Source organism: Vibrio sp. 10N.222.49.C12, assembly GCF_041475025.1.
Lineage (GTDB): Bacteria > Pseudomonadota > Gammaproteobacteria > Enterobacterales > Vibrionaceae > Vibrio > Vibrio crassostreae_C.
Window position 1 is genome coordinate 92,193 of sequence record NZ_JBFRVF010000001.1, and the last position, 15,126, is coordinate 107,318.

Sequence of the window (15,126 nt, forward strand, 5' to 3'; positions counted from 1 at the left end):
TCAATTGATGAGAAATTGCACCTCCGCATCATATCTTGCTGAAACATGGTCACTTTACATCCAATAAACTAGCAAAATTGTAGATCTTCTGGTCAGCGCGAAAAGGCAAGTTATAATGCCTGCAATTTCATGGATGCATTATTTAACTTGGAAATGCCGATTATGACTAAATCACAGAACGTAGACCCAGCAGAAATCAAGAAATTCGAAGACATGGCGTCGCGCTGGTGGGATCTGGAAGGCGAGTTTAAGCCTCTACATCAAATCAACCCACTGCGCCTAAATTACGTGCTAGAAAAGACCGAAGGTTTATTTGGTAAGAAAGTCCTCGATGTTGGCTGCGGTGGCGGCATTTTGGCTGAAAGCATGGCTGTTGAGGGCGCAGTAGTCACTGGCCTAGATATGGGTAAAGAACCGCTAGAAGTGGCACGTCTTCACGCATTGGAAACTGGCACCAAGCTCGATTACATCCAGAGCACCATCGAAGACCATGCAGAACAGAATCCACAAACTTACGATGTGGTGACATGTATGGAAATGCTAGAGCACGTTCCTGATCCACAATCTGTGATTAGTGCATGTTCAAAATTAGTGAAACCGGGTGGTCACGTGTTCTTCTCTACCTTGAACCGTAACTTCAAATCTTACCTGTTCGCTATTGTTGGTGCAGAAAAGCTACTTAAGATTGTTCCTGAGGGCACTCATGAGCACGAGAAGTTCATTCGCCCTGCAGAACTTATCAAGATGGTCGATAACACTCCGCTGCAAGAACTAGGGATTACAGGGCTGCACTACAATCCTCTTACGGACACTTATCGTTTAGGCACAAATGTAGACGTAAACTACATCGTCCACACGCAAAACTTTGGCTAAAAAATATCGGTAGCCCTACCGTAAAACCTTTTGTAAAAAAGACGAATGAAAAGAGTTGCAATTACCATAACTTTGCGACTTTTTTCAGTCTAAATTTCGTGCGCTAGCTTCCATTTTGACCACCTCGATTTAAATTTAATCGCCTAAAATCAATCGCCCATTTTGGCCAAAGATCAAGGAATTTTTTTTTATGGGCGTGCAAAAATAAAGCATCATTAAAAGCCGACTTTTATACAATCAAGTCACATATAACCTCATCAGTTAGTGGTCACTTACAGTTTTTTTTCAATCCACCACTTATCCACAAGCAACCCCATTTCTTTACCTTGAAAAATATCAGTTGTAGCACTATCTTGTAACCCAACAAACAAATGACCCCTATATGTTGTGTTTGAACTACAATGTATGGGTAGACCAAGATCACAAAGCCGAAACGTAATTTACAAAAATTACACAGAAATACACAAAAACACGGCCTTGTTCAGTTTTGTTAGGGAAATTAAGCAGAATGAACCAACAACTTACTGTTACCAAGCGTAACGGGCGCAAAGAAACGATCGATCTAGAGAAGATCCATCGCGTGATTACATGGGCAGCTGAAGGCTTGCACAATGTTTCTGTATCACAAGTAGAATTGAAAGCTCACATTCAGTTTTACGATGGCATCACCACTACTGACATTCATGAAACTATCATCAAGTCAGCAGCGGATTTAATCTCTGAAGAGACTCCTGATTACCAATATCTAGCAGCACGTCTGTCTGTATTCCACCTACGTAAAAAAGCGTACGGCGAATACGAGCCGCCTGCACTGTATGACCACGTTGCAAAACTGGTTGATATGGGTAAATACGATAGCCACCTTATGGAAGATTACACGAAAGCTGAATTCGAAGAGCTTGACGAGTACATCGACCACAAACGTGACTTAGACTTCTCTTACGCAGCGGTTAAGCAGCTCGAAGGTAAATACTTCGTGCAAAACCGTGTAACGAAAGAAATCTACGAGAGTGCTCAGTTCCTTTACATTTTAGTTGCTGCGTGTCTATTCGCTAAATACCCGAAATCGACTCGTCTTGACTACATCAAACGTTTTTACGACGCATCGTCTACGTTTAAGATTTCTCTACCTACACCGATCATGTCTGGTGTACGTACGCCTACTCGTCAATTCAGTTCTTGTGTACTGATCGAGTGTGGTGACAGCCTTGATTCAATCAACGCGACAGCAAGCTCAATTGTTCGTTACGTATCTCAACGTGCTGGTATTGGTATCAACGCAGGTCGTATCCGTGCGCTTGGTTCTGAAATCCGTAATGGTGAAGCGTTCCACACAGGCTGTATCCCTTTCTACAAATACTTCCAAACAGCAGTAAAATGTTGTTCTCAAGGTGGTGTTCGTGGCGGTGCAGCAACGGTATTCTACCCACTATGGCACGGTGAAGTTCAGTCTCTATTAGTACTGAAAAACAACCGCGGCGTTGAAGAGAACCGAGTTCGTCACATGGATTACGGCGTACAGCTGAACAAGCTTATGTACTCTCGCCTAGTTCAGGGTGGCAACATCAGCCTGTTCTCACCTTCAGACGTACCTGGCCTTTACGATGCGTTCTTCGAAAACCAAGACCGTTTTGAAGAGCTATACGTTAAGTACGAAAACGATCCTTCAGTGAAGCGTGAAACGGTTAAAGCCGTTGAGCTTTTCTCTCTGCTAATGCAAGAGCGTGCTTCTACTGGTCGTATCTACATTCAGAACGTTGACCACTGTAATACACACAGCCCGTTTGATTCTGAAGTAGCACCTGTTCGTCAATCGAACCTATGTCTAGAAATCGCGCTTCCTACTAAGCCACTTTCTAACGTAGAAGATGACGAAGGCGAAATTGCACTATGTACGCTTTCAGCATTCAACCTTGGCGCAATCAATGAACTGGACGACCTAGCAGAGCTTTCTGAGCTGGTTGTTCGTGCTCTAGATGCACTGCTTGATTACCAAGACTACCCGCTTCCAGCTGCATACAAGTCGACAATGAACCGTCGTACTTTAGGTGTAGGTGTAATCAACTACGCATACTACCTAGCGAAGAATGGTGTTAAGTACTCTGATGGCAGCGCGAATGGCCTGACTCACCGTACTTTTGAAGCAATTCAATACCACTTGCTAAAAGCATCTGTTGAACTAGCGAAAGAGCAAGGCCGTTGCCCATCTTTCCACGAGACCAACTACGCGAAAGGCCTACTGCCAATCGATACTTACAAAAAAGATATCGACTTAGTATGTGAAGAGCCACTGCACTACGATTGGGATTCTCTACGTGAAGAGATCATGGAGCACGGTCTGCGTAACTCTACGCTAACAGCGCTTATGCCTTCTGAGACATCGTCTCAAATCTCGAACGCGACTAACGGTATCGAGCCACCACGTGGTTACGTATCAGTGAAAGCATCGAAAGACGGCATCCTTAAGCAAGTGGTTCCAGATTTCCTAAATCTTAAAGAGAACTACGAGCTACTTTGGAACATTGGTTCTAACGACGGTTACCTACACCTAGTGGGTATCATGCAAAAATTCGTTGACCAAGCTATCTCTGCAAACACTAACTATGACCCAAGTGTTTACGACAGCGGTAAAGTACCAATGAAGCAACTGCTTCAAGACCTACTAACAGCGTACAAGTACGGTGTTAAGACGCTTTACTACCATAACACTCGTGATGGTGCTAAAGACGACCAAGGCGACGCAGTTCAAGTGCCGGAAGAAGATTGTGAAGGCGGCGGTTGTAAGATCTAAACCGCAATAAACATTAAGACCCCAGAGAAGTTATCTTCTCTGGGTTTAAAGCATTAACAGGGTCCGTTTTATTGCGGGTCTTTAAAGGATTTGAGGCATTTATGGCTTACAGTACTTTTTCTCAACAAAAAAATGACCAGCTAAAAGAACCAATGTTCTTGGGTCAGTCGGTAAACGTTGCACGTTACGACCAACAGAAATTCGAAATCTTCGAAAAGCTTATCGAGAAGCAGCTTTCTTTCTTCTGGCGTCCAGAAGAAGTAGACGTGTCTAGCGACCGTATCGACTACAACAAGCTTCCTGAGCATGAAAAGCACATCTTCATCTCTAACTTGAAGTACCAAACGCTTCTAGATTCAATCCAAGGCCGCAGCCCTAACGTTGCCCTACTTCCATTGGTATCTCTACCAGAAGTTGAAACTTGGATTGAAACTTGGTCTTTCTCTGAAACGATTCACTCTCGTTCTTACACGCACATCATCCGTAACATCGTGAATGATCCAGGCGTAGTATTCGACGACATCGTTGAAAATGAAGAGATTCTGAAGCGTGCTAAAGACATCGCTTTCTACTACGACGACCTAATCAAGCTAACGGCTGACTACCACCGCTACGGTGAAGGCAACCACAGCATCAACGGCGAAGACGTCAAGATTTCACTTCACGACCTGAAGAAGAAACTTTACCTATGTCTAATGTCTGTAAACGCACTAGAAGCGATTCGTTTCTACGTAAGTTTCGCATGTTCATTTGCATTCGCTGAGCGTGAGCTAATGGAAGGTAACGCGAAGATCATCAAGCTAATCGCTCGTGATGAAGCCCTTCACCTTACTGGTACACAGCACATGATCAACTTGCTACGCAATGGTCAAGATGATTTTGAATTCATGCAGATCGCTGAAGAGTGTAAGCAAGAGTGTTTCGACCTATTCAAAGAAGCGGCTGAGCAAGAGAAAGAGTGGGCAGAATACCTATTCAAAGATGGCTCTATGATTGGTCTGAACAAAGACATTCTTTGCCAATACGTTGAGTACATTACCAACATCCGTATGCAGGCTGTTGGCCTAGGTACGGCTTACCCAGCAGCAACGTCGAACCCAATTCCATGGATCAACGCTTGGTTGTCTTCAGATAACGTTCAAGTTGCTCCACAAGAAGCAGAAATCAGTTCTTACCTAGTTGGCCAAATCGACAACGAAGTAAAAGCTGACGACTTTGAAGGATTTGAGCTGTAATGCCAACAATCAAAATCAACAAACTGACTTCAATTGAATCTAACCCTTCAAACACTCTGTTGGAAACAATGGAACAAGCTGGGTTAGAGCCAGAATACAACTGCCGAGATGGTCACTGTGGCGCTTGCCGCTGCACGTTGGATTCTGGTGAGGTCGAGTACGTTGGTTTTGCTATGGCTTACACGCAAGGTAATGAGATATTGCCTTGTATCTGTAAAGCAAAGACTGAGCTATCGCTGAGTAACGTTATTCATAGAAACAAGCAAAAACGCGCATAAGCCAGCTGGCTTTAGGTCACTTTGTTCGAATATCGTCAATAAGAATCAAAAAAGGGTCCGCTTCCTTTAGGAATGCGGACCCTTTTCTATTTATGTCTTTAGGTATCTAAAGCGACTCGTCTATCACTCAACCAAATCTTCCTGTTGGCTTGTGTCATACAAAGCCAAACGTTTATTGCTGAGTCAGGTTAAGAGTCACAGAGCCAATATAACAAGCGCTTCGGCACTCTCCACAGCCGTTACACTTATCTTTGTCCACTGTAGGCAACTCTCCTACTTCGATGTGTATTGCACCAGCTGAACACGCCGTTTGGCATGCTGAACAGTCCATTTGCATGTAATTATTGCAGCTATCCGCAAAGCTCGGCTTGAGGTCGATATAAGGCGTGACCGTTGGATGAAGTGCGCCGGTCGGACACACTTCAGTGCATTTGTTACACATAGAACAACTGTTGTAATCCAAATTCAGCAGCGCACTGCCCTCTAGCATCTCAATAACGCTATTTGGACACGATTGTTCACACAATCCACAACCGTCGCAAAGACGCTCAAACAGCACCTCATCGACCGCTCTTGGCGGTCTTGCATGCAAGCGCTGTGATATCTCTTCATAATTCGCGGCTGCTTTAACCGGTTTAGAAAGTCGAGTTAAGAAACCGCGTCTATTTGAATTTATTTGTTCAGACATTAGTCGATATATAACTTTTTAGTAGCAACGTTTAAATTATATTCAGATATTAAGTACTTAAACCAATCTATTACATCAACCGATAGTTTTTTATAAAAAGATAACTCTGATGCTTTATTTAGTTTTTCTAAATAAACAGAAGACCAAGTTAATAAGTGACCCTCAAGTAATTCACCGGCTGAATTAATATTATTATTTTCTAACAAATACGCATGAGCGAATAACATTAAACCAAATTGATCTTCCGGCTCTCTTAACCCAGTGTCTAATTCAATCTGATTCAATTCTAAAAACTGGCGATACTCAACCGTAGAAGCACCAAACACAACGCGGTCTTTATCTAGGTACACAGAACCCCAAGGCGGAGCTGGCATGTCTCCAACGCCTTCAAACAGGCGGCTGAACTCTGCTGCGAGCGCATCTTCGTCTTCGCTTCTTAATGCCTGCAAGCATTCTTCAGAGAGTACTTCGCTCTCAACCAAAGCTTCGACAATGGTGATTAACTGTTCTTTACTTGTCGCTTGATAAAATAGCGAACCCAACAATTTATGCGTATCGATAATCATTATTATTTATACCGTTATAGGTTTAAAGATAATTATATTAATTAACTCATTTCATTCTTTGATCTATTTTATACATTCAATTCATAAACTTTAAATTCCACACTTATTTGATGCCAATCAATCAATAATTCGAAATAAATACATAAAGAACAAACTACCTATAAAGTGCTAGCTATCAATAGCAAAAGGCATCTTAGAATGACGAATAAGAAAGAATCTGGGGTAATGAATCTTACTCGAAGAGGCTTCATGAAAGCTTCCTCTGCAGTAGGTAGTGCAGCTGCACTTGCGGGCGGTATTGCATTACCTTTCAAATCCAAACCAGTAGCGGCTGCAGTTGCTGAAAATGTGGATGAGAAAATCGTATGGAGTGCATGTACAGTAAACTGTGGCTCTCGCTGCCCACTGCGTATGCATGTACAAAACGGTGAAATCAAATACGTAGAAACAGACAACACAGGCACTGACGAATACGGTCATCACCAAGTTCGTGCGTGTCTACGTGGTCGCTCGATGCGCCGCCGTGTTTATAACCCAGATCGCCTAAAGTACCCAATGAAACGTGTGGGTAAACGTGGTGAAGGTAAGTTTAAGCGTATTAGCTGGGAAGAGGCTTATGATGAAGTCGCTGGCACCATGCAACGCCTTATCAAAGACTACGGTAACGACACTATCTACCTAAACTACGGTACAGGTACGCTGGGCGGCACGGTTACTAAATCTTGGCCACCAGCTCAAACGCTGATTGCTCGTCTAATGAACCTAAGTGGTGGTTACTTAAACCATTACGGTGACTACTCAACAGCGCAAATCACGAAAGGCTTGAGCTACACCTACGGCGGTTGGGCAAACAACAACTCTTTCTCTGATTTAGAGAACACTAAACTTAACATTCAGTTTGGTAACAACCCTGCTGAGACACGTATGTCTGGTGGCGGCCAGATCCACCACTACGTTGAAAGCAAAAACAAATCAAACGCAAGAACGATCATCATCGACCCTCGCTACACCGATACTGCCGGTGGCCGTGAAGATCAATGGATCCCAATTCGTCCTTCTACAGATGCGGCATTGGTAGCGGGTCTTGCACACGTGATGATCACTGAAGACCTTGTCGACCAACCGTTCCTAGACAAATACTGTGTCGGTTACGATGAGAAGACCCTTCCTGCATCAGCGCCTAAAAACAGCGACTACAAATCTTACATCCTAGGTTTAGGTGAAGATGGCGTAGAGAAGACACCAGAATGGGCTTCTAAGATCACCGGTATTCCAGTTGACACCATCGTTAAGCTTGGCCGTGAAATGGGCACAGCGAAACCATGTGCGATTCACCAAGGTTGGGGCTTACAACGCACTGCGAACGGTGAACTAGCGTGTCGTGCAATCGCGATGCTGTCACTGCTCACTGGTTCTGTGGGCGTATCAGGCGGTTCAACAGGCGCTCGTGAAAGCGACATCAACATTCCATTTGTGCGCTTCCCTACTGTGCCAAACCCAATTGAAACGTCTATTTCAATGTTCATGTGGACAGACGCGATTTACCGTCACCATGAAATGACCGACATCACTGATGGTGTTCGCGGTGCAGAACGCCTTAAGAACCCAATCAAGATGATCTGGAACTACGCAGGTAACTGCATCATTAACCAACACTCAGACATCAACAAGACTCACGCGATTCTTCAAGATGAAAGTGCGTGTGAAATGATTGTCGTGGTTGATAACCATATGACGTCTTCAGCGAAGTACGCCGATATCATCCTGCCAGACTTAACAACGTCTGAGCAAGACGACTGGTGTATGGACGGTAAAGCGGCGAACATGCCTTACTTCATCTACGCGCAGAAAGCGATTGAGCCTCAGTTTGAAGCGAAATCTATCTACGAGATGTGTACTCAGCTTGCGAAACGAATGGGCGTAGAAAAAGAGTTCACCGAAGGCCGTACTCAAGAGCAATGGATTGAGCACCTTTACGCAGAAACTCGTAAGAACGATCCAACACTGCCAACCTTCGAAGAGATGAAAGAGCTGGGTATCTACAAACGTAGCTACGACCACCACTACATCGCTTATGAAGATTTCCGTAAAGATCCTGAAGCGAACCCACTGACCACACCAAGTGGCAAGATCGAGATCTACTCAGAGCAACTGGCTGATATCGCGAAGACTTGGAAGCTGAAAGAAGACGAAGTGATTCACCCACTTCCGATTTACGCGGACTCTTTCGAAGGTCATAACGACCCACTAGCAGAGAAGTACCCACTTCAGCTAACCGGTTTCCACTACAAGGCTCGTACTCACTCGACTTACGGCAACGTTGCAGAAATCAAAGCAGCAGCACCGCAAGAGTTGTGGATCAACCCAATCGATGCAAAAGAACGTGGTATTGAAAGCGGCGACATGGTGAGTATTTTCAACGACCGTGGCGAAGTACATATTCCAGCGAAAGTGACACCTAGGATTCTTCCTCGAGTTGTCGCACTAGGCGAAGGTGCATGGTACGCACCAGATGGTCAGAAGATCGACCATGCAGGCTCTATCAACGTGCTGACGACTCAGCGCCCGAGCCCACTTGCTAAGGGTAACCCTCAGCATACAAACCTAGTTCAAATCAAAGCGCTAAAGAAAGCATAAGGTAGGTTGGAATGAAACAATACGGCTTTTACATTGATTCAAGTAAATGCACGGGTTGTAAAACCTGTCAGCTTGCTTGTAAAGATTATAACGATCTAGACATCAAAACGAACTACCGTCGCGTATACGAATATGCCGGTGGTGGCTTCACTCAAGATGGTGATACCTGGGTTCAGAAAGATGTCTTTTCTTACTACCTATCTATCGCTTGTAACCACTGTACTAACCCAGCGTGTGTGAAAGTGTGTCCTTCGGGCGCAATGCACAAACGTGATGAAGACGGTTTGGTTGTGGTTGATGAGAGCGTATGTATTGGTTGTCAGCACTGTAGCAATGCGTGTCCTTACGGCGCACCACAATACAATGCTAAGAAAGGTCATATGACGAAATGCGATGGTTGTTACCAACGTGTTTCTGAAGGCAAACAGCCTATCTGTGTTGAGTCTTGCCCACTTCGTGCATTGGAGTTTGGTGAAATCAATACACTTCGCGAGAAGTACGGCTCTGGTGCGGATGTGGCTCCACTGCCATCTTCAACAGAAACGCTACCAAACATCGTGATTAAGCTGAACAAAAACGCGAAGCCGACTGGCGATACCAGCGGTCACCTAGCAAACCCGAAGGAGGTGTAAGATGATTTTTCATGAGTGGTCTTTAATCTTCTTTACGGTGCTGGCGCAAACTGCGGTTGGTGGTTACTTACTGATTGGCGCACGTGCACTGGTACTTGGTCATGACGAAGAGAAACTGAACAGCTACAAGGTTCCAATGTTTATCCTATGGGTACTGATGGGGCTTGGCTTCATGTTCTCGACAACGCACCTTGGCTCTCCACTGCGCGCGTTTAACGCTTTTAATCAGCTAGGTTCGGCTTGGTTGTCTAACGAAGTGTTCTTCGGTGCGGCATTCTTCGCTGTCGGTGGCCTGCAATGGTTACTGTCGGTAGTCAAGAAAGGTGGCGTTGCTATCCAGAAAGCACTGATGGTTGGCGCGATGGTACTGGGTGTTATCTTCATGTACGCGATGATCAACGTATACATGATCAACACAGTACCGACGTGGGACAACATCTACACACCACTGAGCTTCATCATGACGATGGTTGTGGGTGGCTTGCTGTTATCTCAGTTCGTGATTGTATTCGCAAACGACAGCCGCTTTACGGTTGACCGTAACATCACCATGTTGGCTGTTATCGCTGTTGCTATCAGCTTGCTTGTGACAGTAGGAAAACTGAACCTAATCGGAGACATCCAAACTTCAGCGGCAAAAGCGTCTGAGTTAGTCGATGGTTTAGGTAGCTATGTGATTCTTCAAGTGGCACTGCTAATGGCAAGCTTGTTGATTTGGATTCTACCTATGCTGAACAAAGCAAAAGTGAACCCAGTTAACCTTGGCTTAGCACTAGTATTGTTCTTGGCTTCAGAGTTAATCGGCCGTGGTTTGTTCTACAGCCTACATATGACAAGCGGTTTGTAATCGAGTTCTTACAGACATGAGTTGCGTGTAAACATCGCTGCTTGTTTGGTTATCTAGAAGGCTAGATAAACAAAAGGCCCAACACCTATTTAGATGTTGGGCCTTTTTATTTCGTTTTTTCTAGCGTTTTTAATACAGACTTAGCGAGTTCGCTTACATCGTTAGCTTACATAGCTACTTAATGATAGCCGCTGGAATAAACATGTCTTTTAATCGCTTAACCGAAGAATAAGTACCAAACATCGGTTTGTTATCTAAATGCCTTCTCAGCATATCGGCGGCAACGGTCTTAATCACGTTGCGTTGGTCTTCACGCGAGTACTGACGATAAAACTCAAGTACCTGCCCCCACTCGCCTGCTTCAGTCGACAATGCAACGCTGAATGTGTTGCCTTCCAGCTTACCAGTCACCAAAGCCAATTCAGTTCCGCACTTATCTCTTGTTGCTCCAGCCAGCGCAAAGGTCGCGGCTAATGGATCGCTCTTTTCAAGTTCGCTCTCTTTTGGCTCAGCCATCACCCATGAGTGTCCGAAGCAATCTTCTATCTGCTCATTCAATTGCAGCCACGCTGACAGTGAACCTTTGGTCGACACTTCAGACACAGATAACGTCTTCTTTTTTTCCGCCATGATGTGTCCAATATGGTCAACCATCGGCTCATCAACACTAACGACATTACTCTCTAGCAGCTTGTAAACCATCTGCAGAAGCTTAACGCGAGTTTCTAAGTCTGCCTTAGGACCAAACAGTTTGACCTCAATGAACGGCAGATAAGAGCGATAACCAAGTTCATAACCTTCTGGCAGCTTTAGTTGATCCAAAACATCAGAGATACCGGACTCAGACAAACCAAACGTAAACAGTCGACTGCATTCAGAGGCAACCACTTGAGGGTAGGTACACGACAAGTCAGGAAGAATCTCAAACGTCACCATGCGCTTGAATTCACTTGGTACACCCGGCGTGAAATAGAAAGTCGCATCGTTAATTTTCAGTTTGAAGCCACAAGCCGTCCCTACAGGGTTATCGACAATCTCTGAACTCGCAGGTAACAAAGCTTGTTTAAGGTTGCTGTCTGGCATTGGCATGCCACGTCCAGAGAACATCTCTTCCATACGAGCAAGCCATTCAGGGAACATGACGAGTTTCTGCTCGGAAGCAGCTGCAGCGGCGGCAGCACTCATATCATCGGTTGTCGGGCCTAAACCACCATTAACGATAACCACATCATAGTTAAAGCTCAGCATCAGCAGTTCTTCAACAAGAGCATTCATTTGATCACCCACAGTTGAGCGCTTAGCAAGCGCAAAACCATGCTGATAAAACTCAGCAGACATCCAAGCTGCGTTTGTATCTACAATGTCTCCATGAAGAACTTCTTCACCTGTGCTTAACATTGCGATTTTCGTCATATTTCTATCCCTTGTTGTCATAAAAAGACACTGCATTATTTACAAACTGGTCTATGGTTGAATTTGGAGCAATTCGCCTTTTCACTAATATTAATAATGTTAAGCCTAAGGTTTTCTTAGGAAAAGCTATAAATTATTAGTTCCCTAAATCAGGCATTTAATAGATAATTGTGACCCTGATCAATTCCAAACTTTGTCATGGAGACCCTTGTGGCCAAATCACCGTTACTAGCAAAGGTTACTGCCGCATTTTCAATGCTAATGTCAGTTAACTCGGTTGCAAGCCAATACGACTTCGACCAGCCAATCAACCTTTCTTACTCGGATGAATGTGCTCAAGATTACTGTTTTAATGACAACTTGTACACCTACAAGCCTAGTACCAATTACGCACTGAGCGAGTCGAGTGATGAGTACGACTTCTCAATCCAACAACCAAAACACATGTTGGTGAGTCAGGAGAAAGATTGGGATTACCTAATGGGTCAAACCTACACCATTCTTGGCTTGAGTGTCGCGACAGTGGGTCTAATGACTCTGCTCCCTGAAAGTATTACTAAGTGGGATGATGACCAACGTGATATCAGCTCATTAGGTAAAAAGTGGAAAGATAACGTTTCTGCTGGTCCAACATGGGACCGTGACGAACACTTCCTAAACTACGTAATGCACCCATATTTCGGTGGTGTTTACTACACCGCAGCTCGACACGCAGGTTACGACGAGTTTGAGTCATTCTTATACTCTTGGACTATGTCGACGTTCTTCTGGGAATACGGCGTAGAAGCGTTTGCAGAAGTACCTTCATGGCAAGATCTCTTCATCACACCTTTCTTCGGTGCGGTTGTCGGTGAAATGATGCTAGAAGCAGAGCAGGATATCATTGCTTCAGGTGGCGAAGTGATGGGCTCTCAAACCATGGGTGATGTGTCGCTATTCTTCCTTAACCCTGTTGGACACATTCACTACTGGGTAAGTGACGCATGGGGCGGTGATGCAGAAGTTAACCTGAATACTAACCCTTGGTGGGATAACCAAGACGCTGCACGTTTTGCTTACGATGCTGGCGCACCATACGACTCTCAGTTTGTTGGTATGAACTTCAAAGTAACGTTCTAATTCGTCTCTAGTACTACTCAATATAAGTTATTGAATATAAGTTGCTGAATCATCAATCACAGTGACAACTCTTCTAAAAAGCGGCTCTCTAGCCGCTTTTTTTGTGCCCTACTCTTCATTCTCTTTTTTTGCATCGAAGCTTAGTTTCAAAAATTGACCTAGGTCAAACATTGTTCGATGTAACCTTCTACACTGAAATTAAAGAACTTTATCGCGTGATATCAAACATTTAATTAGCAAAGAATAATTGAAACCTTGGGGGCTGATATGAACAGTACATTTATCGTAAACTTTATCGGAAAAGCATCACCGGCAACAATCAAACAGCTTGCTGCGGTTACTCACGAAAACGACGGCAAATGGCTCATCAGTAAAGTGAACTTTATTGAAGACCAAGTCGCAGGCGTACTAAAGGTTCAACTTCCAGCCATCAACGAATCGATTGTAAAAGAAGCGTTCAGCGCCAATCCAGATCTCATCGTGCAGTTTGTCGATTCCGATCATACATACAATGTTCAAGACACGGTCCATCACTTGAGACTCGACTCTAACGACCGAGCAGGTATCGTCAACGAAGTGACTCATGTATTGGATAGACAAGGAATCAGTATTCTCGATATGGATTGTCACCGCGTCTTTATCGCTGGTGGCGGCGGTGTTAGCTCAAGTCTATTCACATCAAAAATCGCCGTTAAGCTGCCAATCGAAGTACAGATCGACGACGTAGTTAATGAACTCGAAACGCTCAGTGAAGATACTCGTGTGATGATTGAAAGCTAAATAAACAAAATTAAAGAACAAAAAAGAGCAGCTCATTAGCTGCTCTTTGTATTGCTCTGAACTTGTGATTCAGTTACTTAACTGACCATTGTGATAATGAGCGTTTGAAGTCTTCATAGCCGAATTCATTTAGCTTCTGAACTTCACCACTGCTACGTTCACAGTAGATTGAAGGCATTTTAAGGCCATTGAACCAGTTCAATTTCACCATTGTGTAACCCGCGCTGTCTAACAGATGCAGCTTTTGACCAATCTTAAGTGGCTCATCAAAGCTCGCTTCGCAGAACTGATCGCCCGCAAGACATGAACACGAACCAATCACGTAGTCATGGCTGCCTGTTTCTGATGCTTCCAATACTGATGCGGGCTCATTGTAGATAAGCGTGTCAAGGCGGTGCGCCTCAGTCGCTGAATCCACAATCGCTGTTTTCTTCACGTTCTCAACAATATCGACCACTGTCACAACTAGGTCGGTTGTTTTAGTGATGATCGCTTCACCCGGCTCAAGATACATCTGCACACCGTGCTTTTCAGAGAAGGCTTTCAGCGCAAGACCGAGTTTTTCGATGTCATAGCCAGGCCATGTGAAGAACACACCTCCGCCCATGCTCACCCAGTCCAACTTATCTAAGTGCTCACCAAACTGTTCTGAGATTGAATCAAGCAGGCCGATAAACGCATCGACGTCTTTGTTCTCACAGTTCATGTGGAACATCACACCATTAATCTCATCGAAAATTTCTGGTTTGATGTGGTCAGCTTGCACGCCCAAACGCGAGAATTGACGTGCTGGATTCGCCAAGTCTTGCCCTGCGCAGCTCACGCCCGGATTTAAACGTAAACCCAGTGAAGCTTTACCTTCAACAATATGACGGTAAGCAGCAAGTTGGCTTTGAGAGTTGAAGATCATCTTGTCGCAGATGTCAGCAACCTCTCTCACGTCATCTTCACTGTAGCCCACACTGTAAGCATGAGTTTCACCGCCAAAAGTTTCGTGACCTAATTTCACTTCATAAGGGCCAGAACTAGTAGTACCGTCTAGGTACGGTTTGATGATGTCAAACACGCCCCAAGTCGAGAAGCACTTAAGCGCAAGTACCAATTTCACACCTGAAATCTCTTTCAGTTGCTTGGCTTTTTCTAAGTTCGCAATCAACTTGTCTTCGTTGATCATGAAATATGGGGTTTTTAGTTCTTCTTTCTTAAACGTCATTTTTGTAAACACTCAAGCAGCATCTATAGATGGAAAGGTAAATTAACAATTTTG

Annotated in this window: 13 protein-coding genes; 9 read left to right on the plus strand and 4 right to left on the minus strand. The window is 44.4% G+C overall.

The annotated features are described in order from the left end of the window. Positions 1-129 precede the first annotated feature (129 nt). From ubiG to yfaE, 4 genes are all read left to right on the plus strand, one after another. On the plus strand, positions 130-873 hold the full coding sequence (gene ubiG / locus AB4583_RS00375) for a bifunctional 2-polyprenyl-6-hydroxyphenol methylase/3-demethylubiquinol 3-O-methyltransferase UbiG (protein WP_017063556.1): 744 nt from the start codon (positions 130-132) through the stop codon (positions 871-873). A 508-nt stretch (positions 874-1,381) separates the two neighbouring features. Continuing rightward, on the plus strand, positions 1,382-3,664 hold the full coding sequence (nrdA, locus tag AB4583_RS00380; protein WP_372051911.1) for a class 1a ribonucleoside-diphosphate reductase subunit alpha: 2,283 nt from the start codon (positions 1,382-1,384) through the stop codon (positions 3,662-3,664). A gap of 101 nt (positions 3,665-3,765) precedes the next feature. After that, positions 3,766-4,899, plus strand: a complete 1,134-nt coding sequence (nrdB, locus tag AB4583_RS00385) for a class Ia ribonucleoside-diphosphate reductase subunit beta (protein WP_017063554.1) — start codon at positions 3,766-3,768, stop codon at positions 4,897-4,899. After that, positions 4,899-5,177 (plus strand): class I ribonucleotide reductase maintenance protein YfaE, encoded by a 279-nt coding sequence (gene yfaE / locus AB4583_RS00390; RefSeq protein ID WP_010438115.1) that lies wholly within the window; start codon positions 4,899-4,901, stop codon positions 5,175-5,177. The genes nrdB and yfaE overlap by 1 nt, the downstream gene beginning before the upstream one ends. Before the next feature lie 172 nt (positions 5,178-5,349). On the opposite strand, the gene napF is transcribed toward yfaE, so the two are convergent. Then, entirely contained in the window at positions 5,350-5,865 is a 516-nt protein-coding gene (napF, locus tag AB4583_RS00395) for a ferredoxin-type protein NapF (protein ID WP_017060994.1), read from the minus strand. Continuing rightward, the gene (locus tag AB4583_RS00400) at positions 5,865-6,431 is read right to left on the minus strand and encodes a molecular chaperone (RefSeq protein ID WP_017060995.1); all 567 of its coding nucleotides are present in this window, start codon (positions 6,429-6,431) and stop codon (positions 5,865-5,867) included. Before AB4583_RS00400 ends, napF begins: the two co-directional genes overlap by 1 nt. 198 nt (positions 6,432-6,629) lie before the next feature. Between AB4583_RS00400 and AB4583_RS00405 the strand changes: the two genes are divergently transcribed. The 3 genes from AB4583_RS00405 to AB4583_RS00415 are packed head-to-tail and all read left to right on the plus strand — an operon-like array spanning position 6,630 to position 10,547. Next, on the plus strand, positions 6,630-9,068 hold the full coding sequence (locus tag AB4583_RS00405; RefSeq protein WP_372116016.1) for a DmsA/YnfE/YnfF family dimethyl sulfoxide reductase: 2,439 nt from the start codon (positions 6,630-6,632) through the stop codon (positions 9,066-9,068). An 11-nt stretch (positions 9,069-9,079) separates the two neighbouring features. Then, positions 9,080-9,700 (plus strand): DMSO/selenate family reductase complex B subunit, encoded by a 621-nt coding sequence (locus AB4583_RS00410; RefSeq protein ID WP_004733360.1) that lies wholly within the window; start codon positions 9,080-9,082, stop codon positions 9,698-9,700. Position 9,701: 1 nt separating this feature from the next. Beyond that, positions 9,702-10,547 (plus strand): DmsC/YnfH family molybdoenzyme membrane anchor subunit, encoded by an 846-nt coding sequence (locus AB4583_RS00415; RefSeq protein WP_017060997.1) that lies wholly within the window; start codon positions 9,702-9,704, stop codon positions 10,545-10,547. 174 nt (positions 10,548-10,721) lie between these two features. Here the strand turns inward: AB4583_RS00415 and AB4583_RS00420 are convergent, their stop codons facing one another. Continuing rightward, positions 10,722-11,960 carry a CinA family nicotinamide mononucleotide deamidase-related protein gene (locus AB4583_RS00420; RefSeq protein ID WP_372116017.1) on the minus strand — a complete coding sequence of 413 codons (1,239 nt, stop codon included), beginning with the start codon at positions 11,958-11,960 and terminating at the stop codon, positions 10,722-10,724. Between the two features lie 210 nt (positions 11,961-12,170). Between AB4583_RS00420 and AB4583_RS00425 the strand changes: the two genes are divergently transcribed. Both AB4583_RS00425 and AB4583_RS00430 read left to right on the plus strand, forming a co-directional pair. Beyond that, positions 12,171-13,079, plus strand: coding sequence for a DUF3943 domain-containing protein (locus AB4583_RS00425; protein ID WP_017069173.1), 909 nt, complete (start codon positions 12,171-12,173; stop codon positions 13,077-13,079). 267 nt (positions 13,080-13,346) lie between these two features. After that, positions 13,347-13,859, plus strand: coding sequence for a glycine cleavage system protein R (locus AB4583_RS00430; protein WP_017069174.1), 513 nt, complete (start codon positions 13,347-13,349; stop codon positions 13,857-13,859). 73 nt (positions 13,860-13,932) lie between these two features. Here the strand turns inward: AB4583_RS00430 and nspC are convergent, their stop codons facing one another. Continuing rightward, the gene (nspC, locus tag AB4583_RS00435) at positions 13,933-15,072 is read right to left on the minus strand and encodes a carboxynorspermidine decarboxylase (RefSeq protein ID WP_372116018.1); all 1,140 of its coding nucleotides are present in this window, start codon (positions 15,070-15,072) and stop codon (positions 13,933-13,935) included. Between the last annotated feature and the right edge of the window lie 54 nt (positions 15,073-15,126).